At 42.2% G+C, this 26,703-nt stretch carries 28 protein-coding genes; 8 read left to right on the forward strand and 20 right to left on the reverse strand.

Annotated features, from left to right (window positions below):
- Positions 1 to 92: 92 nt before the first annotated feature.
- The 3 genes from ACQKNS_RS15755 to ACQKNS_RS15765 all read right to left on the reverse strand — a co-directional run bounded on the left by ACQKNS_RS15755 (position 93) and on the right by ACQKNS_RS15765 (position 3,685).
- Positions 93 to 620: a hypothetical protein gene (locus tag ACQKNS_RS15755; protein WP_427644288.1), complete on the reverse strand. Its 528-nt coding sequence runs from the start codon at positions 618 to 620 to the stop codon at positions 93 to 95.
- A 239-nt stretch (positions 621 to 859) separates the two neighbouring features.
- Positions 860 to 1,960, reverse strand: a complete 1,101-nt coding sequence (locus ACQKNS_RS15760) for a CaiB/BaiF CoA transferase family protein (RefSeq protein ID WP_427644290.1) — start codon at positions 1,958 to 1,960, stop codon at positions 860 to 862.
- Positions 1,961 to 2,197: 237 nt separating this feature from the next.
- Entirely contained in the window at positions 2,198 to 3,685 is a 1,488-nt protein-coding gene (locus ACQKNS_RS15765) for an amino acid permease (protein ID WP_427644292.1), read from the reverse strand.
- A gap of 442 nt (positions 3,686 to 4,127) precedes the next feature.
- Here ACQKNS_RS15765 and ACQKNS_RS15770 point away from each other — a divergent pair, with 442 nt between their 5' ends.
- Together ACQKNS_RS15770 and ACQKNS_RS15775 are read left to right on the forward strand one after the other, a co-directional pair.
- Positions 4,128 to 5,753, forward strand: coding sequence for a M4 family metallopeptidase (locus tag ACQKNS_RS15770; protein WP_427644294.1), 1,626 nt, complete (start codon positions 4,128 to 4,130; stop codon positions 5,751 to 5,753).
- A 283-nt stretch (positions 5,754 to 6,036) separates the two neighbouring features.
- Positions 6,037 to 6,438: an SET domain-containing protein gene (locus ACQKNS_RS15775; RefSeq protein WP_427644296.1), complete on the forward strand. Its 402-nt coding sequence runs from the start codon at positions 6,037 to 6,039 to the stop codon at positions 6,436 to 6,438.
- 366 nt (positions 6,439 to 6,804) lie between these two features.
- Here ACQKNS_RS15775 and ACQKNS_RS15780 read toward each other — a convergent pair whose 3' ends face one another.
- Positions 6,805 to 6,993, reverse strand: a complete 189-nt coding sequence (locus tag ACQKNS_RS15780) for a hypothetical protein (RefSeq protein WP_427644298.1) — start codon at positions 6,991 to 6,993, stop codon at positions 6,805 to 6,807.
- An 85-nt stretch (positions 6,994 to 7,078) separates the two neighbouring features.
- Positions 7,079 to 8,320: a glycoside hydrolase family 3 N-terminal domain-containing protein gene (locus tag ACQKNS_RS15785; protein WP_427644300.1), complete on the reverse strand. Its 1,242-nt coding sequence runs from the start codon at positions 8,318 to 8,320 to the stop codon at positions 7,079 to 7,081.
- Between the two features lie 168 nt (positions 8,321 to 8,488).
- On the opposite strand from ACQKNS_RS15785, the gene ACQKNS_RS15790 reads away from it, so the two are divergent.
- The gene (locus tag ACQKNS_RS15790; protein ID WP_427644302.1) at positions 8,489 to 8,842 is read left to right on the forward strand and encodes a hypothetical protein; all 354 of its coding nucleotides are present in this window, start codon (positions 8,489 to 8,491) and stop codon (positions 8,840 to 8,842) included.
- 61 nt (positions 8,843 to 8,903) lie between these two features.
- Here ACQKNS_RS15790 and ACQKNS_RS15795 read toward each other — a convergent pair whose 3' ends face one another.
- Positions 8,904 to 9,686, reverse strand: coding sequence for a TrmB family transcriptional regulator (locus tag ACQKNS_RS15795; protein WP_427644304.1), 783 nt, complete (start codon positions 9,684 to 9,686; stop codon positions 8,904 to 8,906).
- Between the two features lie 214 nt (positions 9,687 to 9,900).
- Between ACQKNS_RS15795 and ACQKNS_RS15800 the strand changes: the two genes are divergently transcribed.
- Entirely contained in the window at positions 9,901 to 10,671 is a 771-nt protein-coding gene (locus ACQKNS_RS15800; RefSeq protein WP_427644306.1) for a sulfite exporter TauE/SafE family protein, read from the forward strand.
- Positions 10,672 to 11,005: 334 nt separating this feature from the next.
- Positions 11,006 to 11,944, forward strand: coding sequence for an oxidoreductase (locus ACQKNS_RS15805; protein ID WP_427644307.1), 939 nt, complete (start codon positions 11,006 to 11,008; stop codon positions 11,942 to 11,944).
- 72 nt (positions 11,945 to 12,016) lie between these two features.
- Here ACQKNS_RS15805 and ACQKNS_RS15810 read toward each other — a convergent pair whose 3' ends face one another.
- Complete coding sequence (locus tag ACQKNS_RS15810) at positions 12,017 to 12,457, reverse strand: peptidylprolyl isomerase (protein ID WP_192206864.1); 441 nt, start codon at positions 12,455 to 12,457, stop codon at positions 12,017 to 12,019.
- Positions 12,458 to 12,619: 162 nt separating this feature from the next.
- Here ACQKNS_RS15810 and ACQKNS_RS15815 point away from each other — a divergent pair, with 162 nt between their 5' ends.
- Positions 12,620 to 13,612, forward strand: coding sequence for an NADPH:quinone oxidoreductase family protein (locus ACQKNS_RS15815; RefSeq protein WP_427644309.1), 993 nt, complete (start codon positions 12,620 to 12,622; stop codon positions 13,610 to 13,612).
- 37 nt (positions 13,613 to 13,649) lie between these two features.
- Here ACQKNS_RS15815 and ACQKNS_RS15820 read toward each other — a convergent pair whose 3' ends face one another.
- From ACQKNS_RS15820 to ACQKNS_RS15830, 3 genes are all read right to left on the reverse strand, one after another.
- On the reverse strand, positions 13,650 to 15,116 hold the full coding sequence (locus tag ACQKNS_RS15820; RefSeq protein ID WP_427644310.1) for a PAS domain-containing sensor histidine kinase: 1,467 nt from the start codon (positions 15,114 to 15,116) through the stop codon (positions 13,650 to 13,652).
- A 146-nt stretch (positions 15,117 to 15,262) separates the two neighbouring features.
- On the reverse strand, positions 15,263 to 15,691 hold the full coding sequence (locus tag ACQKNS_RS15825; protein WP_251540282.1) for a cell wall hydrolase: 429 nt from the start codon (positions 15,689 to 15,691) through the stop codon (positions 15,263 to 15,265).
- Positions 15,692 to 15,914: 223 nt separating this feature from the next.
- A complete protein-coding gene (locus tag ACQKNS_RS15830; RefSeq protein ID WP_427644312.1) occupies positions 15,915 to 16,184 on the reverse strand; it encodes a DUF1292 domain-containing protein in 270 nt (89 codons plus the stop codon).
- Between the two features lie 307 nt (positions 16,185 to 16,491).
- On the opposite strand from ACQKNS_RS15830, the gene ACQKNS_RS15835 reads away from it, so the two are divergent.
- Positions 16,492 to 16,896, forward strand: a complete 405-nt coding sequence (locus tag ACQKNS_RS15835; RefSeq protein WP_427644314.1) for a VOC family protein — start codon at positions 16,492 to 16,494, stop codon at positions 16,894 to 16,896.
- Positions 16,897 to 17,024: 128 nt separating this feature from the next.
- On the opposite strand, the gene rpsN is transcribed toward ACQKNS_RS15835, so the two are convergent.
- The 9 genes from rpsN to purT form a co-directional block, all read right to left on the reverse strand.
- Positions 17,025 to 17,294, reverse strand: a complete 270-nt coding sequence (gene rpsN / locus ACQKNS_RS15840) for a 30S ribosomal protein S14 (RefSeq protein WP_427644315.1) — start codon at positions 17,292 to 17,294, stop codon at positions 17,025 to 17,027.
- A 246-nt stretch (positions 17,295 to 17,540) separates the two neighbouring features.
- Complete coding sequence (gene rpmG, locus ACQKNS_RS15845; protein ID WP_034310390.1) at positions 17,541 to 17,690, reverse strand: 50S ribosomal protein L33; 150 nt, start codon at positions 17,688 to 17,690, stop codon at positions 17,541 to 17,543.
- Positions 17,691 to 17,712: 22 nt separating this feature from the next.
- Positions 17,713 to 18,906 (reverse strand): GTP-binding protein, encoded by a 1,194-nt coding sequence (locus tag ACQKNS_RS15850; RefSeq protein ID WP_427644317.1) that lies wholly within the window; start codon positions 18,904 to 18,906, stop codon positions 17,713 to 17,715.
- Between the two features lie 398 nt (positions 18,907 to 19,304).
- Positions 19,305 to 19,475 (reverse strand): hypothetical protein, encoded by a 171-nt coding sequence (locus ACQKNS_RS15855; protein ID WP_181762212.1) that lies wholly within the window; start codon positions 19,473 to 19,475, stop codon positions 19,305 to 19,307.
- A gap of 166 nt (positions 19,476 to 19,641) precedes the next feature.
- Complete coding sequence (locus ACQKNS_RS15860) at positions 19,642 to 20,022, reverse strand: nucleotide excision repair endonuclease (protein WP_260285755.1); 381 nt, start codon at positions 20,020 to 20,022, stop codon at positions 19,642 to 19,644.
- Positions 20,023 to 20,220: 198 nt separating this feature from the next.
- A complete protein-coding gene (locus ACQKNS_RS15865) occupies positions 20,221 to 20,373 on the reverse strand; it encodes a YpzG family protein (RefSeq protein WP_072272311.1) in 153 nt (50 codons plus the stop codon).
- Between the two features lie 103 nt (positions 20,374 to 20,476).
- On the reverse strand, positions 20,477 to 21,130 hold the full coding sequence (locus ACQKNS_RS15870) for a DUF4352 domain-containing protein (RefSeq protein WP_427644319.1): 654 nt from the start codon (positions 21,128 to 21,130) through the stop codon (positions 20,477 to 20,479).
- 21 nt (positions 21,131 to 21,151) lie between these two features.
- The gene (locus ACQKNS_RS15875; RefSeq protein WP_427644320.1) at positions 21,152 to 22,519 is read right to left on the reverse strand and encodes an alkaline phosphatase; all 1,368 of its coding nucleotides are present in this window, start codon (positions 22,517 to 22,519) and stop codon (positions 21,152 to 21,154) included.
- 628 nt (positions 22,520 to 23,147) lie between these two features.
- The gene (gene purT / locus ACQKNS_RS15880; RefSeq protein WP_427644322.1) at positions 23,148 to 24,305 is read right to left on the reverse strand and encodes a phosphoribosylglycinamide formyltransferase 2; all 1,158 of its coding nucleotides are present in this window, start codon (positions 24,303 to 24,305) and stop codon (positions 23,148 to 23,150) included.
- 270 nt (positions 24,306 to 24,575) lie between these two features.
- On the opposite strand from purT, the gene ACQKNS_RS15885 reads away from it, so the two are divergent.
- Positions 24,576 to 24,902 (forward strand): hypothetical protein, encoded by a 327-nt coding sequence (locus tag ACQKNS_RS15885; RefSeq protein WP_427644323.1) that lies wholly within the window; start codon positions 24,576 to 24,578, stop codon positions 24,900 to 24,902.
- A gap of 439 nt (positions 24,903 to 25,341) precedes the next feature.
- Here the strand turns inward: ACQKNS_RS15885 and ACQKNS_RS15890 are convergent, their stop codons facing one another.
- A complete protein-coding gene (locus ACQKNS_RS15890; protein ID WP_427644324.1) occupies positions 25,342 to 26,535 on the reverse strand; it encodes a M14 family metallopeptidase in 1,194 nt (397 codons plus the stop codon).
- Positions 26,536 to 26,703 lie beyond the last annotated feature (168 nt).

A 26,703-nucleotide genomic window follows, 5' to 3' on the forward strand; every position in this document is an offset into this window, starting at 1 on the left:
ACCGTGCCGATTAGGTTTATAAAAAGCGTCAAAGACATTCATCCTAAAGCCGAAGGCAAACAAAAAAGAACGGTCACCAGCACGTCCCCTTTTCACTTGCAGTTATCATCATCCTCATCCATTTTCTTCACAAGTATATCATCCGTCACCCTATCTTCCAGCTTGTTTCTCAAGGCCAATTCCGCGGCCTTCCCATCACTGGGCGACCCGTCCGAGAAATACATCGGAAACAAGGAGAAAAACATGACATAGAAAGAAAAATAGATGAATTGATACCAGATCACCGAGCTGTCCAATATATTCTGATAGACTAAACTATAGATGATCAGCATGCTGATTAAATTAAAGATAGCCCCACCTAAATATATCAGCGTATTCGTCAATCGATTATCATGTTTCAATCCCTTGAATTCGCAAGTCCCATTCCAAAAATAATATTTCCTCACCTCTATGTTACGAAATGCAAAAAGTTTATTGCCACAACCGATCAAGATTTTCTTTTCTGATCCGCCAAAGATCGTGACAAAGAAAATATGCCCGCTCAAATGTATCAGCGTAACGATTGGCATGATCAAAAAAAAGGAAAATAGAAATTTAACGATATCAGAGAGACCAAACATTTTAAGCAACCCACCTTACCAGAATTTCTTAACAGGATGCTACTCTGATACCCTGTCCACAATCGTTATAACTAGAAAATTTTCACAGTGCCACTTTGTTGCTTTCCACAAGTGCTATTGTTCCCCTTCTGCTTCATTTGGGGCTGTTTCCAGTTTTTTATGACTCCAGCATGATTCAAAAAAAACAGGCTGCCTCCTTCCAAAAAAAATCGGAAAAGTGATAGCCTTTACATCTTCATTTAGCGATTTGGGGTGTGAAGGATTTCTGCATTGTTTTGTCCCGGGCTCACACCTGCATGTTTATATTCAGGGGTGAAAACCGATGTTTTGATCGGGCAGGCGATTTGCTTCTGGGCATTTCCTTTTCCGTCCGGTACCTCGACGATCATACCCCTCTCCTTCAATTGGGGGTGTCCGGCCGCTTCCGTGAAGGTCAGCACGGGTTCTGCGCAGGCTTCGAAATCAGCGAATATTTCCTGCCATTCATGGAAATCCCGTTCAAGGAAAGCCAGCCGGACGGCCGTTTTAAACCTGTTTCCGCTTTCTTCATCGCTTTTCATGCTCAGTTCATACAATTCAGGTGCACCGATCGCTTCACATAATGCTTTTCGAAAAGGGGGCTCAAGGCTTCCTACCGAAAAATAACGTCCATCCTTCGTTTCATAAAAATCATAAAAGGATCCGCCATTCAACATCAGTTTTTCAGGTTCGAGCTCGAGGCCCCCTTGTAAATTCAGGGGTGCGGATATGGCATTCAACGCAAAACTGCAGTCGGTCATGCTGATGTCGATGGCTTGGCCGAAGCCCGTTCTTTCCCTGTGAATGACGGCAGATAATATACCGATGACAGCATGCAATGATCCCCCGGCAAGATCTGCTATTTGGGTTCCGTTTTTTGCCGGGCCATCCTTTTTCGTACCGGAATAGCCTGATAAGCCTGCAATCGAAATATAATTGATATCATGTCCCGGTCGGTCTTTATAGGGACCTGTCTGGCCGAAGCCCGTGATGGAACAGTAAATCAGCTTCGGATTGATCGATTTTAATGCCTCATAACCCAGCCCTAGGCGTTCCATGACACCTGGACGGAACTGTTCAATGACGATATCGTATTCCTTCACTAAATTTTTTACGGATTCGATGGACTCAGATTGTTTCAAATCAAGTGTGATCGACTTTTTCGATCTGTTAAGATATTGGTTCACACCCCATGAATCCTTTGCTCCCGGCCTCTCCACCTTCAAAACGTCCGCTCCTAAATCCGCAAGCATCAAAGTGGCAAATGGGCCTGGCAGTAACGTTGAAAAATCCAATACTTTTAAATGAGTCAATAAGGTCATCAGCCGGACACCTTCCCTTTCCATTTGAACTAGTAAAAGCTTTCCCGTCGTTCTGTACATAGAATTTAGCAGAGTTTACGATTATCATATAACACCTCCCATATTTTTTGTATAAATTTCCATTCAATAAAAAGCCAGGAATCAGCTTCCTGGCTTTTTATAATGAGCCTAAAGCACACAAGGAAAAGCCGGACAAGTTAAAACTACATTGTCCGGCTGATTTCACTTTAAGCTTGTTCATTCATATTTTTTGTCAAAGTCGAATTCTACTTCATCCAGTTTAACGAATTTCGTTTTTCTTACCAGTTTATAGCCAAACCATAGGCCAAGGAAAAGCGGGATTCCCAGGTATGCAGCTACAACACTGCCCCAATCGATGTGGTCTGAGAAAAATGCTTGGATATTTTGCGAGAGGATGACGATCATGCCAATTAAAATGGCAAAGATCGGTCCAATCGGGAACCATAATGCCTTATATGGCAGCTTCTCCAATGAATGACCTTGAGCGATGTACGCTTTCCGGAAACGGTAATGGCTGATGGAAATCCCTAACCAAAAGATAAACCCTGTAATTCCAATGGCATTCATTAACCAGATATACACTTTACCATCACCGAATACAGAGGCTAAAAAGGCCAGCATGCCGATGGAACATGTCAAAATCATGCCCGCAACCGGTACTCCTCGTTTATTAAGTTTTGCAAAAATACGCGGTGCTTGTCCATCCTTTGCCATTGAGTATAACATACGCGTTGATGCATATAGACTTGAGTTACCTGCAGATAATACCGCTGTTAAAATGACGGCATTCATAAGCGAAGCGGCAAAGGCGACTCCAGCTTTTTCAAAAATGAGCGTGAATGGGCTTACCATGACGTTATCACCTTGTAAACTTGGGTTCGTATAAGGGATAATCAGTCCTATTACAAAGATTGCAAATACGTAAAAGAGCAGGATTCTCCAGAAGACACTTTTAATGGCCTTCGGTATATTCCTTGCAGGATCTTCACTTTCCCCGGCAGCGACACCGACAATTTCGGTACCTTGAAAAGAAAAGCCAGCCGCTATGAACACGATGAAGACACCCATGAAACCACCCGGGAATGGAGCGTCATCGACGGTGAAGTTTTTAAAACCTACAGCTTCGCCGCCCATAATGCCGACGATCATTAACAGCCCGACGATTATAAAAATAACGATGGCCGTTACTTTTATGAAGGAAAACCAGTATTCCCCTTCACCATATCCTTTAACGGATAAATAGTTCAGCAGGAAAATGAGCACCAGGAATGATGAACTCCATAACAATGATGGACTATTCGGAAACCAGAATTTCATGATCATTGTCGAGGCTGCCAACTCAGCCGCTATCGTCATCGACCAATTGAACCAATACGTCCATCCCAAGGCAAAACCAAATGCCGGATCGACGAATTTCGTTCCATAGGTACTGAATGAGCCGCTTGTCGGCATAAAGGCTGCCAGCTCCCCTAAGCTCGTCATCACAAAGTAAACCATTGCCCCAACTAAGGCATATGCAAGTAATGCCCCGCCTGGCCCAGCTGTATGAATGGCTGCCCCGCTGCTAAGAAACAGCCCGGTGCCAATAGCCCCGCCAATGGAAATCATCGTTAAATGGCGGGATTTTAAACCGCGCTTTAGTTCTTGTCCTTCTTGCTGCTGCGGAGGATGTTGAACGATGTCATGTTCTTGTTTTGGTATCATAATTTTTCATCCCTTTCTATATAAGCGCTTTCATATATGGGAAATCCATTTAATAAATTTTCCTATTTAATAGACTTTCAAATAGATCTAATTTACAATTCGAATTCCTTTTCTGAATATATGCAATTTTCATGCCAAGTTTGTAAAACGCAATATTCAACAAATTATCAAAAAAAACGCCCTTTATAGACAAAATATTTTGCACTTTACGCCACGTTTTTTTGCACATTATGCCATGTTTTTTTGCACTTTTATTCATTTGGTTCAATTTAAATACATTCCAAATATTACTAAAAGAATATATTCAGAGAATATTACTATATAAATCCATTTTTCTCCATTTTATTCCTTTAAATGTCATATTTTTGCGACTTTTCTCTATTTGTCAATAAATATGAAACGATGTAAAAATGAGGTTATTCTCATGAAGGAGTTGATTGTTATGAAAGGTAAGGTATTTTTAGGAACTGCACTATCTCTCGGTCTATTATTTTCTGCCATTCCCCATCAAGAAGCATTAGCGGCAAAAAATGTGTTAAGTGTTGAAAAGTACAATAAGCATAAGGATTCGCTAGAATTCAAGTCTGGGAAACTTACGGACCCATCAAAGCAAACTGCAGAAGATATCATTCTTACCTTTTTTGATGAAAACAAAAAGTCTTACAAGCTAGAAAAGCAAAAGGCGAAAGACTCCTTCACGATCCTGAAAGAAAGCAAGGATGAACTAGGCAATACCGTCCTTAAATTGCAGCAAACCTATAAAGGCGTACCTGTATGGAATTCCACACAAGCAGTATTGATTGATGCTAAAGGCGTATTGTCGGTCGTGTCCGGTACGGTTGAAGCCAACCTAAACACGAAATTAGGGAAAAAGGCTAAAAAAGGCATCAGTAAATCCGAAGCCATCAAAATAGCCGAAGCGGACCTTGGGTTCACCCCTGCCTACGAACACTCACCTGAATCTGACCTATATGTATACGCAAATGAAGGCAAGGCCGATTATGTATATAAAGTCAATTTGAAGTTCTTAAGTCCTGAACCAGGAAATCATAATTATTTCATATCAGTCAAAACAGGTAAAATCCTGAATAAATTTAACACATTGGATGAAGTGACAGGGACCAATTCCGTCGGAACGGGCACCGGCGTCTTAAACAATACCGTGTCATTGAACACTACCTTATCCAACGGCAGGTACTATTTACAGGACAATACACGCGGTAAAGGCATCTACACTTATAATGCCAATAACCGTTCAAGATTGCCTGGCACGCTCTTTTCCAACACGACAAATGCTTTCACTGCTGCTGCCGATAAAGCAGCGGTTGATGCCCATTATTATGCAGGCAAAACCTATGATTATTACCAATCCACATTTGGACGGAACTCTTATGATGGAAATGGAACCATCCTGAAATCGACCGTTCATTATGGCTCAAGATACAATAATGCATTCTGGGATGGCACCCAGATGGTATACGGTGATGGAGATGGGACGACGTTCATCCCATTGTCCGGCGGGCTGGATGTCGTTGCACATGAACTGACGCATGCCGTGACTTCCTCGGAATCGAACCTTACCTATCAAAATGAATCCGGTGCTTTAAATGAAGCGATTTCTGATATTTTTGGCACCGTCGTCGAATTCAAGAACCAAAGTGCCAAAGCCGATTATTTGATCGGGGAAGATATCTACACACCTAACATTTCCGGTGATGCACTCCGTTCCATGGCTAATCCTACATTGAATGGTGACCCTGACCATTATTCGAACCGTTATACGGGAACGGGTGATAACGGCGGAGTCCACACGAACAGCGGAATCATCAATAAGGCAGCCTATTTGATTTCTGCAGGCGGAACTCACCATGGCGTGAGCGTATCCGGGATTGGCATCGATAAACTGGGAACCATCTTCTACCGGGCAAACACGATTTATTTAACTTCCTCGTCGACGTTTTCACAAGCCAGAGCGGCAATCGTACAAGCGGCCTCTGATTTATACGGTTCGAGCAGTGCAGAAGTCACAGCTGTCAAAAATGCCTTTACAGCTGTCGGTGTGAATTAAGGATTTGCCTATATGACCGACACCTCCCTAGCTTCACTTCTAGCGGAGGTGTTTTTTTTATTGTTATGGTTAAACGGGCTATCCGATTACTTTTGCCGTTCGCTACCTTTTTTCGTCCTTCATGTGAAGAATTCCGTCCCACGGTTCCGGTAGAGCCGCTATAAAAAACAATCGTGCGGTTTGCCAAATTTGATTAATTCCGTAAAATAGTTGCTTTTCTTCTTATTAACTGTCAAGCTTAGATGATCTGGACTATATTGAATAGAACAAGTAGGTGACGAACATGATTGAAGTTAAAACTTCCACACTCAGTGATGGTGAGTTCAATAGAGGCGTATTCGCAACACGTGACATTAAAAAAGGTGAGCTTTTGCATGAGGCACCTGTCATTGCTTATCCGAACGAGGAGCATGTTTTCATAGAGAAGACATTGCTGGCTGATTATGCGTTTGAATATGGAATTAACCATACTGCCATGCTTTTAGGTTATGGCATGCTGTTTAATCATTCTTATACACCCAACGCTACGTATGATATAAACTTCGAGAACCATACGTTTGATTTCTTTGCTTACACCGACATAAAAGCAGGAGAAGAAATCCTGATTAATTATAATGGTGAAGTCGATAATGAGGATCCGCTTTGGTTCAATAAAGAAGATGACGGTGAAGATGAAGCTGAATGAGCATGGACCATTCATGAAAGCACTTGTACTTTTGAAAAACCTTTTCAAGGTCTTCGAAAGAAACGGGTGCTTTTCCTTTTACCGGCTTGATTAATTCACTGCTGGCTGGATGTTAAGCAATAAAAAAAGCCCCATTAGAACTACTCAATGGGGACAGTTTGACGACGAAAGAAGTTATACGAATGAACCTGCCGAATATCTGGCTAGCCGAGACCCACAGACAATTGCTTTGATGAGGCCTGGCAAACAGTCGGCGGAAAGGGAGCGGATTTCTGAAATCAACTGGAACTTTTTCAAGAAAAAAAAAGACTGTAAACTAGTTCTTCCCTCATTTACAGTCAAGTCCCATTAATGGGGTTATTTCAATTAACGTACGGATGGGTTACTTGATTTTGTTTTGGTCATCGATTGGAATTGGCCCTTAACCTTATCAATGGTTTCCGGTGTGGCTAGGGACTTTATTTGGTTCATGGTTTTTTCACGGGTCTTCTTATTGCGCATTAAAAATGCGGCTGCTCCTATCAGGACGGTTCCAAGCATTTTGTTTGATGGCATGTTAGTTTCCTCCTTCAAGTTAGTCATATATAGTATTCCCTCTATCAGATGATTTAAACAAAAGCTTGAGAGAGCGGTTTCGCTTTTATTCAACCTCGCCCAGGCTTTCAAGATACTTTATGCTTTCGGGTTTTTTCACCACTTTTTCAGCTTGATCGGGGTCGGCTTTCGTTTGCTTCATATTATAAAGTTTATATGTCAGCACTCTTTTCACTGACTCGTTAATTCTATCCATTGGAACTTCCCCTGCTTTCACCGCTTGCAGTAATCCGTTATACACTTCAAGCTCATGGGAATATTCATGACAGACAAGTAATAAATCAGCTCCTGCAAGGATTGCCTGCTTCCCCATCTCTTCATAGGAGTAATACTTGTTCACAGCACCCATTTCCAAATCGTCGGTTACGACAAGTCCTTCATATTTGAGTTTCCCCCGAAGCAAGTCTTCTATGATGATTTTAGAAAGGCTTGCTGGTTTTTCTTTATCATAGGCTGGATATTTAATGTGGGTCACCATCACGAAAAACTTTTGGTTATCCATTTCACTTATGATTTGCTTGAAAGGATATATATCCGAATTTTCCAGATCAAGTTGGTTGGCCTCCACGGAAGATGTTTCGAGATGCGGATCGATTTCGCTGCGTCCGTTTCCAGGAAAGTGCTTCAGCGCACCAGTAATCGATACATCGTTCAAGCCTTGAATGGCTTTCTTTCCGTATTGATAGACCTTTTCGGGACCTTTCCCAAATGAACGCTTATCCGTTTGCGATAGATCTAGTACAGGGGCGAAATTAATGTTAATCCCCATGGATCCCAGTTCTGTCCCATTTAATTTGGCCACTTTGTACATGTCTTCAATGGAGGCATTCGCAAGATCCCGTTGCGCAGGGAGGGGTGATACCCTGTCCTTCATCCTGATGATGTCCCCTCCTTCCTGATCAACGGCCACCATCAACGGCAGCGAATGTGTACTTTGATTGGCAGTTTGCTGAAGCGAATTGGATAACCTGGCCACTTGTTCAGGTGATTTCATATTGCGGTCAAAATAAATGACGCCTCCTATATGTTTTTCCTTGATTAGCTCCGTAATTTCATTGCCCTTTTCAGTTCCTTGGAAGCCGACCATCATAAGCTGTCCGATTTTTTCTTCAAGCGTCATTTTTTTCAGCAATTTTTCTATTTTCCCATGCCTGCCCGCATCCGTGTCTTTCCCTTTTTCCGCTCTTGAGTTCACACCGATATTCAACTGAATGAACAATATTGAAAAAGCGAAGATAGCGATGAAAAGAAGGCCCATATACATCTTTTTATTCTTCATGCCCTTCATTGACATTTTCCCTGTCCTTCCTTGATTGCCCTTTTTTGATTTCGCTGCACACTTCTTCATCATGTTCATAAAGTGACAATTCTATATCATCCATGCGTATTATTTTGCATAAAGCATTAGCCACGTTCCATACTACAAACATAGCCTAAATAAAAGGAGATGCTCCCCATGAACGGAATGTTGAAGAATCTTGCCGGTACGTTCAGTCATGCAGTCGATTATGCAAAAGAAAAAATAACAGCCATTACAGGAACAACCTCTGTTACGATTGCGGAATTGAGTGAGCACATCATCAATCAGCCTGAAACAAAACTGATCAGGAAAAGCCTTTTAGGGATACCTTTTTCTTTTTATCATTTACAAAAAGAAGACGTTACGTACTATTTGGAAATGAAAAGCTCACAGGTTCTACAGTTGGATGTTCAAGCGCATGATCATCCGATTGTGTCTTACAGGTCTTATCGAGATAAATCCAGCTTGCCCACGGCCATTAGATTCCCTAAAACCCTTTTATCCGAATGACACTTTGGTACAAAAATAAAAAAGCTGATATCCCCTGAAAGGGGGTTATCAGCTTTTTTCATTACAGGGAGAAAAACCGGTCTCTCTCACTTGAAATCCAATTCTCGGTATCTTCTTCATCCTTTTTAACCAAGCGGTTAACGAGGATATCATGCCAAATGTAATTTTCGAGGAAATTGATATGGATGGGATCATCTGTGTAGAACGCCGTTTCTCTTGTTTCGGGAGAAGGGCCGTAAATCGTCTCCTTCCCATCAATGGATAAGATGAACCATTTGTTTTCTCCGATATTTTCCACGTAGCTTGTTTTGCGATGTATATCTATACCCGATAATGGCTTTTCAACCTGAAAGGCAATCCCCTTGAGAGTGCAATGCGCGGCGACCCCCTTCAGCTCTTGTTCAAGTTTCCCATACATCTCGTCCCATAAGGAAACCACGACCCTTTTCTCGGCTTTGTGAATCAAAGTACGGCAGAAGGATAGGATGTGCCCTTCACCCTTAAGCGTCATTACACGATTGTCTGACATCGGTTCGATTTTCTCGAATTGCTTAAGTGTATGGCTGATGGATTGATAGGTATTGTTCCATTTTGATTGAACCGATTCCAAAAACACATCGACTGGCAGCGGTGAATATTTTATTGAGTCGTTGATCTCCTCTTTTAAGACGATCCCTTCTTCTTGCAGTCCGTTTAATATTTCATAGATGCGGGCTCTTGGAATTCCTGATTCCTTGCTTACTTGATAGGCACTTGCCGGACCTTGGCGAACCAAAGAAACATAGGCCTTTGCTTCATATTGACTAAACCCGAGAGACTGTAGTTTTTGAATGATATCTTGCATAGTACCTCCTAGTGCTTTTAGTAAGTTATATGCCTATCATACCAAATCTCCTATCGAAATCTATTCGATTTCAAATGGCATGACTCATAAATTCTTATTTACAGAATGGATTCATTTAGTTACTATCTAAATAGTGACTAATCGTAAAACTTGGGTCATGGCTCAGCAAAACAAGCATTTCAGCCATGATGCCATTGATATGGAGGGCTTCTGGATGGAGGATATACAAATTTCAACACTCTTGCTGCTGATGTTTTTCGGGTTTTTGGCAGCATTCATTGATTCTGTGGTAGGAGGCGGAGGCCTGATTTCCATACCCGCTTTATTATTTTCAGGGCTTCCCCCTTCACAAGCGATCGCAACGAATAAGTTAGCAAGTTCCATGGGGTCTTTAACAAGTACCATTGCCTTCATCCGATCAGGTAAAGTTGATTTTCGATTGGTTTCCAAACTTTTCCCGCTGATTTTCTTAGGTTCCCTGCTAGGAGCCTGGGTGGTTAATTTCGTCTCGCCTGAATTATTAAAGCCATTGATCTTGGTTCTATTGATAGCCATTGCCATTTATACCTTTTTTAAAAAGGACTGGGGACAGAATTCGACTTACCATAAACTCACATGGCAAAAGGCAGCACTATTTGCGTTCGCTATATTTGCCATTGGTTTTTATGATGGGTTTTTGGGCGCTGGAACGGGATCTTTCATTCTCTTTGCCTTTTTGATGATTGGCTTTGATTTTTTGCACTCTGCAGGAAATGCAAAATTCTTGAACTTCGGAAGCAATCTGGCGGCACTGATCATGTTCATATTCCTTGATACCGTCAACTTTTCCTATGGAATACCGATGGGGATTTCCATGATAGCAGGTGCATTGGCCGGATCTAAATTCGCCATTAAGAAAGGAGTGGCATATGTAAGGGTATTATTTATCATAGTAACCGTCATTCTGATCTTGAAAAACATCATGGATTATTTAATGGGCGGCTGATTTTTTAAAAGGCTGTTTTCGAATACTTTATTGCTATTCACCAAGTAATGCGGTGTGGTTGATTTCCCCTCCATTGCCCGCTTTCCGCGGGGCGGGCGGTGAGCCTCCTCGGCGTGAACGCCTGTGGGGTCTCACCTGTCCCGCTGCTCCCGCAGGAGTCTCGCACTTCCGCTCCAATCAACCTTAAATCGTTTCGTTTTAAAAACAACAATCTTTACAAAAAGAGCTTTTTTAAAAAAATAGAATACAACACCATGTTCCCGCCACAGAATGTGACATATAGGAATTTTTTGGGTATATGATGGTTATAGACTGTGTGGGAAGGTGTGATTGGATGATTGAAAAGTGGAATGGCGAAGAAATGGCAGATGTATCGGGGCAAACCATTGTGATTACTGGTGCAAATAGTGGGATTGGCTTCGAAACGGCTTTTGCACTGGCCGGTAAGGGGGCAGAGATCATCCTTGCAGTCCGGAATGCTTCAAAGGGTGAAAAGGCAGTCGATAGAATCTTATCGGTCCATCCTAAGGCAAATCTACACGTGATGCAGCTGGATTTAAGTGATTTAAGCAGCATTCGGCATTTCGCTGGTTCCTTTCAGGAAAACTATGACTCTCTATCTGTCCTCATCAATAACGCAGGTGTGATGATTCCGCCATACAGTAAGACGAAAGATGGTTTCGAGCTGCAATTCGGCAGCAATCATCTCGGTCATTTTGCTTTGACAGGCCTCCTTCTTCCGCGAATCCTTTCTACGCCAAAATCGCGTGTGGTCACATTGAGCAGCTTGGCCGCCATCAATGGATATATAGACTTCGAAAACCTAAGTGGTGAAAACGGCTATAAACCAATGAAATACTATGGGCAAAGCAAGCTGGCCAACCTTCTCTTCGCCCGCGAATTACAGAATAAATTCAACCAGCATGATGTAAACCCGATCAGCATTGCCTGTCATCCGGGCCTTTCCCATACGAATCTCATGTCTCGCGGATCTGGCAAACCCATAAATAGATTCGTGCATTTTCTTTCGAAAACCATCACCCAGCCGGCGAGTATGGGAGCATTGCCTACCCTTTATGCCGCAACGGAACCTACATTAACAGGCGGGGAGTATATCGGGCCAGATGGAAAGAAGGGCAGAAAAGGCTTTCCGAGAAAAGACGATATCATCGATTCCTTATATAATGAAGATACCTCGAAAAGATTATGGGATATTTCTGAAGCCTTGACAGAGGTCAAATATCGTTTCACTGAAAGCGTGACGCCAAAATGACTCCATCCTGTTTTCGCTCATGTACAGTGCAAAAAGAAAGAGGGGGCATAATGCCCCCTCTTTTCGCTTTCATCATTCAGCGTCAAAAACTTCGACTTTTTCCATTTTGTCGCCATTTTTCATGGCTTTTGCTGTTTCAAGTCCAGATGTCACTTTACCGAATACTGTGTGAACACCGTTAAGATGCGGTTGTGGTTCATGCACGATAAAGAATTGGCTTGAGCCTGTGTCTTTTCCGGCATGTGCCATAGATAGGCTTCCTGCCTCATGTTTGTGAGGGTTTCCTTCTGTTTCACATTTGATTTGCTTGCCGCTTCCGCCTGCACCTGTACCTGTTGGATCTCCGCCTTGGCTGACGAAACCAGGGATTACGCGGTGAAAGACCACTCCATTATAAAATCCTGTGTTTGCCAAGTTTTCGAAGTTAGCCACTGTGTTCGGTGCTTCGTTCGGGAAAAGGTCAAATTCGATTTTTTCTCCATTTTCCATAAGTATGTATCCTTTTTTAGCCATGTTAAACATCTCCTTTAATATGAACTGAATCAAATCTAATAGTACCATTTTTAGAAGCAGAAAGAAAAGCAAGCGCTACTTATTTCGGATTGTATCATTATACATTCCTATATTTTTTCTTTTATAATGGGGTAGATTCATTATTTTAAGGGGGAACGAACCATGATACAGCAATTTGATGCATTAGTCGTGAACAAGCAAGATGATCAATTCACCGTTAACATTCAGCAACTATCACTTGATGATCTACCTCAAGGCGAAGTGCTCATCCGTGTTCATTATTCCGGTGTGAACTATAAAGATAGCCTTGCAGCCATTCCAAATGGAAACATTGTCAGCAGCTATCCGATCGTTCCGGGAATTGACATGGCCGGTGTTGTCATTTCATCTGAGGATTCCCGCTTTAAAGAGGGAGACGAAGTCATAGCGACCTCCTACGGGATTGGCGTTTCCCAATCAGGTGGATATAGTCAATTTGCCCGTGTTCCTGCAGAGTGGATCGTCCCGCTACCTGATGGCCTTACAATGAAAGAGGCAATGATCATCGGAACGGCCGGTTTCACTGCAGCCTTATCGGTTCTTCGACTTGAAGAAAATAACCTCACCCCTGAGCAAGGGAGCGTTCTCGTCACTGGTGCAACTGGCGGGGTCGGCAGTTTTGCCGTTTCGATCCTTTCCAAACTTGGCTATTCCGTTGAGGCGAGTACAGGAAAAGATTCCGAACATGGATACTTGAAGGAAATCGGCGCGAAGACCATCGTATCGCGTGAAGATGTATATGATGGCAAGCTGCGGGCACTGGGCAAACAGAAGTGGAGCGGGGCGGTAGATCCCGTCGGCGGTGAACCGTTAGCTTCAGTCCTTAGCCAAATCAAGTATGGCGGAGCTGTGGCGGTCAGTGGATTGACAGCTGGTACAAGCCTTCCTGCCACCGTCTTTCCATTCATCCTAAGAGGGGTGAATCTGCTCGGGATCGATTCGGTCAATTGCCCGATGGAAACAAGATTGAAAGTATGGCATCGCCTTGCCACCGACTTTAAACTCGGGCATTTAGAACAGCTCATTCAACAGGAAATTACACTTGAAGAATTGCCTGACGTCCTTCCTACCCTGTTAAAAGGGGAAGCAAGAGGCAGGACGATCGTTAAGCTATAAACCAAAAAAGTGACGAGAGCATGGCTTCTCGTCACTTTCATTGTGAACTTTCATTAATAGGGAGACTGATTTCTACGATCGTCCCTACTCCCACTTCGCTGCTGAAATGAATTTCCCCATTATGCTCATGGATGATCTTAGTACTGACCATGAGCCCAAACCCCGTTCCTTTTTCAGAGGTGCTATAAAATGGCTGCCCTAGGTGCTCCATGCGCTCATTTGAGATTCCGCAGCCTGAATCAATGAACCGGATCATGGCAGAGTCTCCTCCATGATGTAACTGTATATGAAGTTTGCCGCCATTCGGCATGGCTTCTATCGCATTATTGACGACATTCGTGAATACTTGTTTTAACTGATTCAGATCGCCAAAGACTGATGCCGAATCCGCATTATATTCCTTGATGATCTCAACATCATTCAATATCGCTTGTAGCTCGGCTAACGTAATCACACTATCCAATATATCGTTAAGCTGGATGTATTCAAAAACCTTCGCTTCAGGCTCTGCTAAACTTAAAAATTCATTGGCCAGGGTTTCGATTTTTTCAAGTTCACTGACCGTCATTTCAAGATAGTCCTTTTGCTCAGGATTTTCCCTTAATAATTGTAAAAATCCTTTGACCGTAGTTAATGGATTTCTTAATTCATGCGCGATGCCCGCAGCCATCTGGCCCACCGCTGATAACATATTGGATTTACAGAGCAGTTCATCGGTCTTTTTACGCTCCGTAATATCCCTGCAGAATACCTGTATGGCCGGTTGACCTTTATAAATAATCGGAAGACCGAGTGTTTCTCCATAAAATGCTTGTCCGTCAAGTCGAATGAACTTTTGTTCCAGTAAACCAACCGCCTGATGATCATCCCTCATGATATCGATCCTTTTTTGTACACTTTCCCGGGACTCCAGGTGAACGAACTGAAAAACCGATTTACCAATAATATCTTCCACACTATCCATCCCAAGCATTTTCGCCCCCATGGGATTCATATACTCGATGATCCCATTGCGATGTACAAAAATAGCTTCGGGTGACACCTCCACTAAACTGCGATACCTTTGCTCACTTTCCTTCAAGGCAGCTTCAGCAAGTTTTTGATTCGTGATATCCCGATAAACGAAAACCAGGGCGCACGGCTCATTATCATCATCCCGGATACTGAACAGGGAGATGCTTACATCGATTAACTGGCCATCCTTCCTTAACCTGACCGTTTCAAAGCCTTTCTTTTGTACCCCAGCCTTAATCTGGTCATGCAATTCATTGACTGATTCCTTCAAGAAATCAGGAATAATAGGAAACGGCCTCCCAATGAGCTCATCATTCGTCCAACCGAAAAACTCTTCAAAAGCTGCATTCACTTGAAGGGTCTTTCCTTCCAGATCAACAATGGAAATGGCATCCGGGTTATTCTCCATGAAAGACTTAAATTTCTCGGTATTATCCTCCGGCTGTACTCCCATTTGCCCTTGTCCATAATTAATAAGCCTTTTACTCATCAATTTTTTATTCCTTTCTTATCCGGAAATTTACAGTCTCAATTTTACAGTATCAGTAAATCATTTGCCAGTTTTATCATATGATTTTTCCTAGTTAAAGACTGATGCACAAAGAGGCCAAACCTCCATAAGGTTCAGCCTTCTCCTTAAAATGTATTATAAATGTTCGGACATTCCGTTCCTGTTGGTTCATAAAAGCAATGAAGCTTGAAACGCCCAACCAGGGGCTGATTATACCAGGTTGCCGGACAATCTCCCGGCGGCCTGAAGTACCATAGGCTAAATTTCGAGGGCCATAGCCTTTCACCACTTACGCTCCGGCGCGCAAGCCTTTTTTCCCGATCCCTTGCCCGCTGATAAAAATACCCCTTCTGTACAGCTTCAAAAGCATGCTCCTGATAAATCATGTCTGGAATCGTCCTCAACCCTTTGAAATCGGAACAATTCGACCTAATCCGATTGATCCCTACATTACCGATCATCAACATGCCTTGATCACCTTCACCCTCGCCTTCCGCCCTAAGCAATCTTGCCAATAAGGCAATATCGGCATCCGTGTGCTTAACAACGGCCATCCCATCACCTCCACTTTTTTATCCTATGCCTCGGAGATGGAAAAATACTCCGTTTATTAACAAAATCTTCATATATGGTACACGTCCTATCAATAATATGGCCCTATACTTAAGTAAGGCTGGATAGCACGCGTGGCTATCATGGTATTTGGCGAAGGCGGGGCCAATACTTTCTTTATACATATAAAAAAAGGCGGCACACAATTGTGCCGTCTTTATCTTGTCATTCTTTCGCTTCAAATGCCGCTTCAAACGCCAATGATACCTTCTCGAACTCTTCATCCGATTCGATATCCAGCAATTCACCTTCACCTTCGACCCTGAAAAAGAAAATATCGATATCTTCATCTGTATCCTTTTCAATATCTTCAAGCAAACCTACTGCAACATATTCCGTTCCTTCTACATCCAATGATCCTAAAACCTCAACTTCATGGCCTTCATCGCTGTCATCGGTAAGGGTGAAAACTTCACCTTCACGAATTTTTCCCATACTACCTCTCCTTTCATATCCATCAATAATGGAGGTGTTTCAATAAGTATATCGACTATTCCTTTTAGAAACAAATTTTTGCCCTGGAAAATGATGAATGCCATTCTTTACAAGAAAGAAAACGGTCAAAAGAAATTATGGAAGAAAACTATCATTCCATAAACTATATTTATTTCCCCATTATTTCACCAATACTTTCTACTTATTAACATCATTTAAAAAATTATCTAAAAACGGCTATAAAAGAGTAATTTAATTCCGAATAATCTTATATATACTAATATTAGCATTATTGCAACTGGATATGATGAAGGAGGAAGATTTCTTGGCTTTGAAAAGGGTCGATCACATTGGTGTCGTTGTAAAAGATCTTGAAAAATCCATCGCCTTTTATCAAGATGTGCTGGATTTAAAATTAAAAGCGCGCATGACTCATACTAATGGGGTAATCGAACTGGCATTCCTGGGTTACGAAGAGTCGGACGAAACAGAAATAGAGTTGATTCAGGGGTATAGCGACACACTGCCATCCGAAGCGACAATTCACCATTTTGCCATTACCGTGGATGATATCGAAGAAGAATATGCCCGGATCAAAAGCTTGGATAACACTGAGCTGATTGATGAAGAGATCGTCACCCTTCCAAATGGTTATCGCTATTTCTACGTATATGGACCGGAAAAAGAGTGGATTGAATTTTTCCAAAGGTAAAAAGCAGAGTCTTAGAGACTTCTGCTTTTTTTTAATTCGTCAATGTATAACAAACTTGTTAAACATAGCCCCCCTTCTTATGAATGATTTACATAAAAAAGTGAATGAAAGAAAGACAGCTCCCCGCTTCACCAGCTTGACTTTTTGATACCCGGGAGTTGCCCTTTATGAGCAAGTTCCCTAAAAACGATACGTGACATGTTGAATTTGCGCATATATCCATGTGGCCTCCCCGTTACTCCACAACGATTATGGACCCTTGTCCGCGAGGAATCGCGAGGGAGTTTGGCCAATCCGGCATAATCCCCTTTCTCTTTCAATTCCTTTCTAAGTTCTGCATACTTTTCGACCATTGCCAACTGTTTTTGTGCTTTTATCACCTTGGATTTTTTCGCCATTTATATTCTCCTTTTTTACTATCTTTTTTCAAACGATTTACAATTCGTTCCGCTGCCTTTCTTGCCCCCGATATATCCTGGATATCAGGAGCATGTTCACCCTTTGTACGGATGGTGAACACAGATATGCATTGAAATGACTACCGTAAAATGCAGCCATCGCTACACTTTTGTGCCTCCATCAATAATGGTCCATTCCAACATGAACCCCGATAAAACAAAATCATTCCGATTTAAACCTTGAAATTACTTCGTTTCACGATGAAGCGTGTGTTTCTTCAATCGCGGGCAGTACTTTTTCAATTCGATCCTATCTGGATTATTCCGCTTGTTTTTTGTCGTGATATAATTTCGGTCCCCTGATTCTGTGCATGCTAACGTAATGTTTACTCTCATTTTTATTCCTCCTAAAGTTTTTTTAATGAACGATTTCCGTAAATGCAGGCAATCGATCTTCATACAGAGACCAATCCTGTTGCATCTCGATCTCCGTCAATAAGCATTGATCTAATTCATTTTCGATTTCCTGTTGATTCATTTGAATGCCAATCATCACCAGCTCCGTCATCCTGTCACCGTATACTGCATTCCACCGTTCCAATAATTCAGGTGCTTCCTTTAAAATTTGGCGCTGTTCTTCCACAGGGTAAGCAGCAATCCATTTACCGGCTTCTTGTAAAGTCAATGACGGTCCTGCCTGCGATAGCAAGCCTGCCGTATCATTTCTCGATGCCAGCCAAAGGAAGCCCTTTGCCCTCACCACTTGTACGGGCCAGTTTTCTAACCACTCCATCAGCCGTTCGGGATGAAAGGGTATTTTCCTTCTGTAAACGAAGGAAGAAATCCCGTACTCCAGGGTCTCCGGAATATGCTCTTCATTCAATTCCTTTATCCAGCCGGCTCCTTGGCTTGCCTCTTCAAAATCGAATAAATGTGTATTCAATACCTCCTTTAGCGGCACCTTGGAATGGTTTGTTTCGATGATCCTCGCATCCGCATTCATTTTTTGAAGAACCGCTTTCAATTCCTCAACGGCGCCAGCATCCATTAGATCGATTTTATTCAACAGGATGACATTGGCGAACTCTATCTGATCTATTAATAGATCGACCACTTCCCTCCCATCCGCAGCATCAGTTGCCTTCATCCTGTCAATAAGTGTTTCTCCGGAAGTGAAGTCTTGCCAAAAGTTATACCCATCAACAACGGTGACCATCGTATCAAGCCGGCAATATTCCGCTAAATCAATTCCCATGCTTTCATCAGCATAGGAGAAGGTCTGGGCTACAGGTACCGGTTCGCTTATCCCAGTCGATTCGATCACAATGTAATCAATGTCCCCTTGTTTCGCAATTTTCTCCACTTCAATCATCAAATCCTCACGAAGCGTACAGCAAATGCAGCCATTCTGCATTTCCACCAGTTTTTCATCCGTCCGGGTAAACCCTCCCTGTTTGACCAGTGAAGCATCAATATTGATTTCACTCATATCATTTACGATGACGGCAACCTTCAGATCATTCCGATTTTCAAGAATATGATTCAAAAGCGTCGTCTTTCCCGCGCCAAGGTAGCCACTCAATACCGTAACCGGAATTTTCCTCATCTCCATTACTTACCACTCCTTTGCCTGATATCTTCAACATAAATCAAAATCATTACGATTTAAAACCGAAGCTATCACTCATGTAAAAACACCCCTTAATAATAAAACGTAATCATTACTATTTGCAAGTTTTTTTCAAAAGGGCCTTCGTTTACTTATCCTGACTAATGTAATCGCGATTGCTCCATTGCTGCTGCAAGGGCAATCACGGATACGTGAAGGGTGCTGACATTTTTTTAAAACTAAAATTAAATGGAAGTCCAATCACACATAACTTCAAGTGTAATGAACCTCCATTGAGTATTATCATTCAATGTACTTTTAGCCTGCTATCATCAACAACGTTTCATTTTCCAATACATTTTTCTTTGTTGCAACCGAGAAAAAATTATTGGCCACTATGCTTATTCCGCCATTTCCCACCCTGAAGATTTTACTGTCTTTTGTTCAAAAGTTTCAATTTCTCTCTGTTTCGCCAGTTTAGAAGCTTGTGACACGGACCACGTTAAATTCCCAAAGGCAATCACTGTCCCGATCGAGATAACTAACACCTTTTTACAAAGTATTTTCTTCAATAGCTTCCTCCTGAGAATGTATTGGAATACTCTAAATATAAACCACCATTGTTAACCTGGCATGTAGCGGCTGTAAATGTACGGAATTATTTTTGGATATATGTTAACTTAAGTTTGCGCACAAAAAAAGCTGAGTGCATATGCAGTCAGCTTTTCTAGGCACTTCTTATTTATAAAACACTTTGTCGACGTTATATTTAGCATGAAGCTTATTGATCATGTACGTTTCATAGATTTCACGTTCCATGGCGTCTTCGACTAAAAGAATGTCAATTTTCTTGACTTCATTACGATGCTCTTTAATCGGAGAAACATTATCCTCGAAATGCTTCTTGACCCTTGGTCTTAATTTACGGGCTTTACCGACAAAAATCAGTTCATCATTTTCATTGTAAAACAAGATGATGCCGCCTTTATCACGGGGAATCAAATGAAAATCGATAAACCCGTAAATTTCAGGAATGACAGGTTCGTCTCCTTCTATAACTTGCTTTCTTTGTTTGATGCTTATATCCGCTGCAGGGATTTCAATTTTGATCATTACAATTCACGTCCTCTATTTGTATAAGGCGAAACTTTCAATCGGAATCGAAACTCCGGTTTCACGCCAAGCTCATCACTTCAATCTTAAAGGTAAATGGTATCATAATTATGAGTGAAAAGCCATGTATGCCTTGATCTGTTTTGGGATTAAATATAAAGAAGAAGACTCGCTGGGAGCCTCCTTCTTTGTCGGAAATATCCTTTACCACCTGTGAGCCTTTGCATTGCTTCTTAGTATAATGTTTGTTTGTGATTCTTGCGTATGGCCATTAACTTGAGATTTTGAACGCTTAGGTCTTGTCCAATTATGGTGAAACTTTTGAGAATGTGGATCTAATTGATCTTTATAGCTCATTCTGTGTCACCTCATCATTAGGATTTGGATATTCCGTTCAGTGATAGTAATCCCCATCACTTGTTCTAGTATTTTATTTTTCCAAGGCATTTATACATATTCTTTAAAAAGCGAATTCAGCTGACTTGCCTTTTGCAAGGACTTCACCATCTTCATCCACCGCATCACTTGTCATGACGGAAACGCCCTTTATGTTCCCGTCATTTAGAATGAAACCAATGTTCCCGCTTTTTGAACCGTTTCCTTCTATTTCACCAGCAAGTTCTTCTAAGTAGATATCATCTTCCCATGTCAGATGTTCTCCTCTTTCCGTTTCAAGGAAAGCAACTGGGGAAAACTTGATTTTTTTATCTGTATTGTTTTTGATTTCCACGTTCATTTTTACGATATCGAAATCTTCATCATGCGTATAGCCGTGGAAGAAATCAATCATGCTGTAATCCGGAGTGACATGCATCACTTTCATTTCTTTGACTTTAACCTCGATCGGCCCAACCTTCACTGTCTCATTCACTTTTTTATAAGCCTTCAAGGTTAAATCGCCTTTTGCATCGGAAACATTCTGACCGATCTGGTTCAATTTTATATCATCAGGAAGCTGCGGATTCGGAACATAGACATCCTTTTTTACAAGTGGTCGTGCAATTTCCTCTGTTTTTTCTTTAGCTGTTGTCGTTGTTTCTTCTTTGTAAGCTGGTTGGGTATTGAGAGCACCAAATGCCGTTAATAACAGGGCACCAATCATCAGTCTGTTCATTGAATCCCTCCTGAAGTGTTTTTACTTCTTTAATAGATCAAAGATGATTTTGGCCTGATCCGTGTTATCGACCTGCCCTGCAAAACGTTCTTTATATGGTCCATATGCGTAGACCGGAACATCTTCACCTGTATGTCCCCCAGTAGTCCATGCAGTATTGGTCCGATTGTCGAATATGGCTTCGATGGCATTATCGACGTTCGTCACATTTTTTGATTTGGCGGCTTCTGTTACCGTTTTGATTTCAGCGTCAGTTAGCTTCACTTCATTTTGATTAATATATTGCTTTAACGTCTTTTCAACATCGGCCCCTTTGACGATGGCATCTGCCATGAAGTCAGGGGTGCGTTTGGCTGCCTTGATTGGTTCACCATACCAGTTATATATTCCTTTTGCGCCGATAGAGAATCCTCCTGTAGAGTGATCCGCAGTAGCCACCACTAAGGTATGTTTGTCTTTCTTCGCAAATTCAATGGCCGCTTTGTATGCTTTTTCAAAGTCTTCCATTTCACTCATTGCACCTACGATATCATTATCATGTCCGGCCCAGTCGACCTGGCTTCCCTCGATCATAAGGAAGAATCCATCTTTGTCTTTATTCAAGCGCTGGATCGCCGAATTTGTCATGTCTGACAAAGAAGGCGTTTCACTTGGGCGGTCAATCATTTTCGGAAGTCCTTCAGAAGCGAATAAACCAAGGACCTGTTCATTTTTGTCCTTAAGCATTTGATTTTTATCCGTCACATAACTGTAACCGTCTTTTTCGAAGGCTTTCGCCAAATTGACATCAGGCCGGACAAAATTGGACTTTCCACCGCCCAGTAGGACGTCGATTTTATGTTTGCCCTTGATTAAGTCATTATAATAATCGTCTGCGATTGAATTCATGTTTTTCCGGTTTTCATCATGGGCGCCAAAAGATGCAGGTGTAGCATGAGTGATTTCTGAAGTGGCAACCAATCCCGTCGCTTTTCCTTTTTCCTTTGCTGCTTCCAATACGGTTTTGACTTCGGATTTATCGTTATCCACTGCAATTGCAGCGTTATAAGTCTTCACTCCTGCAGACATTGCCGTTGCGGCTGAAGCTGAATCCGTTATATTTTGTGCAGAGTCTTCTGGGTAAGTCATCTGCTGACCAACCAAGTATTTATCAAACTCTGTCCGTTCTGCCACCTTCGTACCAGGGTTATCTTTTAAATACCGGTAAGCGGAGGTATAAGAAACACCCATGCCGTCACCGATCAGGAAAATAACGTTCTTGATTTCCGGTTCTTTATTTGGGTTACCCTTTGCCGAAACGCGATCCGCAACGGACCATGATAAACCTCCAAATGCTAATGCAGAAGCCAATGTGATTGGCAATACCTTTTTACCCCATGTGCGATTCAAATGAATAGCCTCCCTTTAATGTTTTCTATTTAATTAAACTATAGGTGAAGAAGATGAACTCAATGTCAAGGCTATGTAAAAATGCGACAGGATAATTGTTAAGACAAGGTAAAGGAGACATGTCACGGAATTGCATGACACTTTTATGAGGGGTGTTGGGTATAGTAGAAAATTCACCAGGAGCGGTCCTTTTGCAGGTGTTGGAGGAGTCATTTCTCAGAATGATTTGTCATGTATGTAAAAGTGCTAAAAAATCAATGGAGAAAAAAATAAAGCACCCTATCAGGGTGCTTTAGCGTCAGACTGCAGACAAAATCTATCCTTACAGTTTTTCCAGAAATCCGCTCCCTTTCCGGCGGCTGTCAGCCAATCCTCATCAAGCACGCCTTTGGCGTCTCGGCTAGCCAGTCAAACGCCAGGAGAGTCACAAATTTCTTCAATTTAGTAGGAGTTTTATAAAACGGATTGGAAGGAAGTTACGGAACTCCTGCTTAGAAAGCGAGTCCCAGGGCAACCCCACAGGCGCAAAGCGCAACAGTGCGGATTTCTTTAATCAAACGTTTGATTAAAGAAATCCGCTCCCTTTCCGCCCCCCCTTGTCGACACCATTCAAAGGGCTTTTGCACGGTTACTTCTCTATAACTAAACATTCCAAAGCACGGGCCGCATTCACTCTCGCCAGCTCGATTGAATCAGCTGTCGACAGGGCGACAGCGACCCTTCTACCTGCCTTTGTAACAGGTTTTCCGAAAAGACGCACTTGTGTATTAGGTAATGCCAAAGCCTGTTCGACACCGACTATAGAATATTCCGATAACTCATCCTGCGCTTTTAATGGACGGCTGGCACCTGGGCTGATCAGCGTGATTTCCGGGATGGGAAATCCTAGAATCGCCCGAATATGCAGGGCAAACTCCGACAAATTCTGGGTCGCTAAAGTCACTAGCCCCGTATCATGAGGTCGTGGGGAAACTTCACTGAAATAGACTTTATCCCCTGAAAGGAAAAGCTCAACCCCGAATAATCCGTACCCTCCAAGTTCATCCGTAATGGCATGGGCAATTTTTTTCGCTTCATTTATTTGTGCTTCTGTCATATTATGCGGCTGCCAGGATTCAATATAATCCCCTCCCTGCTGAATGTGCCCGATGGGAGCACAAAACATGGTACCATTTATGGCCCGGACAGTAAGCAGCGTGATTTCCGAATCAAAACGGATAAATTCTTCAATGATCACACGTCCATTTTGGACACGTCCGCCTTCCATCGCAATCCTCCAGCAATCCTCCAGGTCACCTTCCGTGCGGCACACACTTTGCCCTTTACCTGATGAACTCATCAGCGGTTTTACGACATTGGGAAATCCAACTTCCTTGGCAGCTTGGACAAATTCTTCATAGGTATCGGCGAATTTGTAGGCTGCGGTTGGAATCTCCAGGGTTTCAGAAGCCAATCTCCTGATTCCTTCACGATCCATAGTCAACTTAGCCGCTCTTGCCGTCGGGATGACATGAAAGCCTTCCTCTTCCAATTTGATTAATTCAGATGTAGCGATGGCTTCGATTTCCGGTACAATCAAATCGGGTTGTTCTTTTTCCACTATTTCCCTTAGTTGTTCCGCATCCAGCATATCGATTACATAACTGCGATGAGCGACTTGCATGGCTGGGGCATGTTCATAGCGGTCTACAGCAACGGTCTCCACACCAAGCCGCTGTGCTTCAATTATGACCTCTTTCCCCAATTCACCCGAGCCCAATAATAAAATCTTTTTCGATTTATACATCCAGTCTCTCCTCCTCCATATCCTCAAAATCATTATAAACGAACTATAAATGAATAAACATAAATATTTATTCGTATTTTCATTTAAATTGCACCTAAAACATTAATCAAACTTATTTCATTTAAGTTTTTTAAAAAACCAACTTGACAAATAGGAATAATATAATTTATGCTGGATGAAAATATATAAGCTGACCAGTTCACTGGAGGCTCCCTATTCAACATGAGTAGGGGGCCTTTTCGTTTTTATCAATAAGGGAGGACATACATTATGCAAAAGGAATCGGTAAAGCCCATTTTCCCCACTTTAAATGAGAACAAAAATGGCCGCCTTGAGGATATGAAGTACATCAATCTGCCTGACAGATTATTTTTCGAATGGTGCCGGCAGCAATATGCCCTGAATAGAGGGGTTTACAATGCAATCGATAATTGGTTCTATCAATATGGCATTGACCATATACTTTACCGAAGGATCAACCTTTTAGCCTTTTTGGAATTTGCTGCTCCACCGGCACAAGAAGTCGGAAAGACAAAGTTCATTAAATTTGGCAGTGGCGGACTAACGAAAAAGTTGCAGGAGTTCATTGCGAATTAACCTGAATCCTATAGGGCCCCTTATCAGTAATGCGACCACTCTGCGCCTACTGATAAGGGACACTTATGCGAATGTCGAAATTTGCATGACGATTATTTTTGAAAATGTAAGCGCTTTCTATTATAATGAAATTAGGTTGGATGGCATGCGTGGCCGTCACAGTATCTGGCGTAGGTGGGGCCAATACTAGCGTTAAGGAAGATTAGCTTCTTACCGTAAAACAAGTAGAATTCATTTTGGTACGGGCTGCAATATTACCGGGACATGGGATTGTCCTTTCATTTCAGGCTAAAAGCGTGTCAATCATGCAATCGATAAGTAAAGCATGACTTTACTTATTTTTTGTTAGCAGCCCTCATCATTTCAAGTCTAATAGTTTATAAGACTAAAAAGCTCTTCCCCATGGTAACGGAGTTGAGCTTTTTCATTTGGTCAAAATTCACATATATAACCCTGCCAAGAAAATCCCAAGCGACTTCTGATAAATTTCATCGAACTGTGATATAGGGAGGGGATTCGTTCCTTTGCCCAGCTCCACGGTAAATCCCGGCCTGCGCCAATCCTGAATGAACCAATCCTTATACCCTGCGTAACTATCGGCGGATTTGACAGGCTCATATCCACTGACCCTCGCAAACTCATTGACTATCGTTTCCGACTCTGGCGGTTCCAACCCTTCAAACCCCCAATAAATGACCTCTCCTTGGGTATGGAACGCAAGGACTTTGCCAAAATCACGCCTTCTTGTCAGCTCTGACATTGCAATGGCTTCTGGCTGTGTAAGCGGCCCTTCCCCAGAATAATTTGCCGGACCTGGCTCCGGTACATTATTGCGTTCTTTTTCCAGTTCCCATTTGGCGGGAAATTGATCATTCAAATCCACCCCGTTAATATTTGCTTTCCAGCCAGAGAAGTCTTCACTTCCATTATTCCATTCCACGAGCCGCCGTCTCAATGACTCTTCTGCAGGCGGTCCTTTAAGAACCAACTCCACTCCGTCCGGATTCACCATTGGGACGATCGATAGCATCGTCTGTTGATAGTAAGGAAACAGAGATAGACCGCGGATATCAGCCTGATTCGTGATTGCGAGTAAATAATCATTTAAAAAGGTCATGATCACTGGCGTCGTTATCCACTCATTCGCATGAAAGGAACCATTATAGTGAACTCGTTTGTTTCCATTTCCGATCAGCACTTCAGGGATAGCCCTTTCAAGCACAGAGTCTCCGATCGGGGAGGTCTTAATAAATGGATAGATCGTTTTCAAACGCCTTACATCGGTCATCATCGCCTCATAATCATATTCCCGGTTTCCTTGAATCAGCCTCCACGTAATTCTTAATGGCACAGAAATTGTCTGACCGACTTGCAGTGCATTCGGGTTGAGATTGTGATTAGCCAAAAATAAGGCATCCAATGAAAGATTACGCGACCTGGCAATTGCCCATAAAGAATCTCCTTGTTTAATCCTATAGCCGGTCGTCGTAAAGCCAGGAATTTTGATTTGTTGGCCAATCATAAGTGCAAGTGGATCTATCCCGCTATTGGAATCAATGATAAGTTGGTAATTCACCTTGAATAATTGGCTATAATACCACAAAGAATCATTTTGCCGCACAAAAACGTCCATACTGCACCTCCTCATAACCAAATGTATGCTGATTCGTTTTAATTATTGCTTTGACATTGTTCTGCTTCGACAATTAAGAAAATGCCAAGCTTTTAAGTGAGGGCGTTTGTAGTATATCTGGTTTCTGGTAAATTGGACTGCCTACCAACATCCAATTCTTTTTACTAG

It is taken from the genome of Peribacillus sp. NPDC094092 (assembly GCF_050279365.1).
In the GTDB taxonomy this organism is placed as follows: Bacteria; Bacillota; Bacilli; order Bacillales; family DSM-1321; genus Peribacillus.

Bases quoted from the DNA above. Each gene is read 5' to 3' on its own strand.
- ACQKNS_RS15755 (WP_427644288.1), bottom strand. From the start codon at position 620: ATGTTTGGTCTCTCTGATATCGTTAAATTTCTATTTTCCTTTTTTTTG.
- ACQKNS_RS15760 (WP_427644290.1), bottom strand. From the start codon at position 1,960: ATGACCTTATTGACTCATTTAAAAGTATTGGATTTTTCAACGTTACTG.
- ACQKNS_RS15765 (WP_427644292.1), bottom strand. From the start codon at position 3,685: ATGATACCAAAACAAGAACATGACATCGTTCAACATCCTCCGCAGCAG.
- ACQKNS_RS15770 (WP_427644294.1), top strand. From the start codon at position 4,128: ATGAAAGGTAAGGTATTTTTAGGAACTGCACTATCTCTCGGTCTATTA.
- ACQKNS_RS15775 (WP_427644296.1), top strand. From the start codon at position 6,037: ATGATTGAAGTTAAAACTTCCACACTCAGTGATGGTGAGTTCAATAGA.
- ACQKNS_RS15780 (WP_427644298.1), bottom strand. From the start codon at position 6,993: ATGCCATCAAACAAAATGCTTGGAACCGTCCTGATAGGAGCAGCCGCA.
- ACQKNS_RS15785 (WP_427644300.1), bottom strand. From the start codon at position 8,320: ATGAAGGGCATGAAGAATAAAAAGATGTATATGGGCCTTCTTTTCATC.
- ACQKNS_RS15790 (WP_427644302.1), top strand. From the start codon at position 8,489: ATGAACGGAATGTTGAAGAATCTTGCCGGTACGTTCAGTCATGCAGTC.
- ACQKNS_RS15795 (WP_427644304.1), bottom strand. From the start codon at position 9,686: ATGCAAGATATCATTCAAAAACTACAGTCTCTCGGGTTTAGTCAATAT.
- ACQKNS_RS15800 (WP_427644306.1), top strand. From the start codon at position 9,901: ATGGAGGATATACAAATTTCAACACTCTTGCTGCTGATGTTTTTCGGG.
- ACQKNS_RS15805 (WP_427644307.1), top strand. From the start codon at position 11,006: ATGATTGAAAAGTGGAATGGCGAAGAAATGGCAGATGTATCGGGGCAA.
- ACQKNS_RS15810 (WP_192206864.1), bottom strand. From the start codon at position 12,457: ATGGCTAAAAAAGGATACATACTTATGGAAAATGGAGAAAAAATCGAA.
- ACQKNS_RS15815 (WP_427644309.1), top strand. From the start codon at position 12,620: ATGATACAGCAATTTGATGCATTAGTCGTGAACAAGCAAGATGATCAA.
- ACQKNS_RS15820 (WP_427644310.1), bottom strand. From the start codon at position 15,116: ATGAGTAAAAGGCTTATTAATTATGGACAAGGGCAAATGGGAGTACAG.
- ACQKNS_RS15825 (WP_251540282.1), bottom strand. From the start codon at position 15,691: ATGGCCGTTGTTAAGCACACGGATGCCGATATTGCCTTATTGGCAAGA.
- ACQKNS_RS15830 (WP_427644312.1), bottom strand. From the start codon at position 16,184: ATGGGAAAAATTCGTGAAGGTGAAGTTTTCACCCTTACCGATGACAGC.
- ACQKNS_RS15835 (WP_427644314.1), top strand. From the start codon at position 16,492: ATGAAGGAGGAAGATTTCTTGGCTTTGAAAAGGGTCGATCACATTGGT.
- rpsN (WP_427644315.1), bottom strand. From the start codon at position 17,294: ATGGCGAAAAAATCCAAGGTGATAAAAGCACAAAAACAGTTGGCAATG.
- rpmG (WP_034310390.1), bottom strand. From the start codon at position 17,690: ATGAGAGTAAACATTACGTTAGCATGCACAGAATCAGGGGACCGAAAT.
- ACQKNS_RS15850 (WP_427644317.1), bottom strand. From the start codon at position 18,906: ATGGAGATGAGGAAAATTCCGGTTACGGTATTGAGTGGCTACCTTGGC.
- ACQKNS_RS15865 (WP_072272311.1), bottom strand. From the start codon at position 20,373: ATGAGCTATAAAGATCAATTAGATCCACATTCTCAAAAGTTTCACCAT.
- ACQKNS_RS15870 (WP_427644319.1), bottom strand. From the start codon at position 21,130: ATGAACAGACTGATGATTGGTGCCCTGTTATTAACGGCATTTGGTGCT.
- purT (WP_427644322.1), bottom strand. From the start codon at position 24,305: ATGTATAAATCGAAAAAGATTTTATTATTGGGCTCGGGTGAATTGGGG.
- ACQKNS_RS15885 (WP_427644323.1), top strand. From the start codon at position 24,576: ATGCAAAAGGAATCGGTAAAGCCCATTTTCCCCACTTTAAATGAGAAC.
- ACQKNS_RS15890 (WP_427644324.1), bottom strand. From the start codon at position 26,535: ATGGACGTTTTTGTGCGGCAAAATGATTCTTTGTGGTATTATAGCCAA.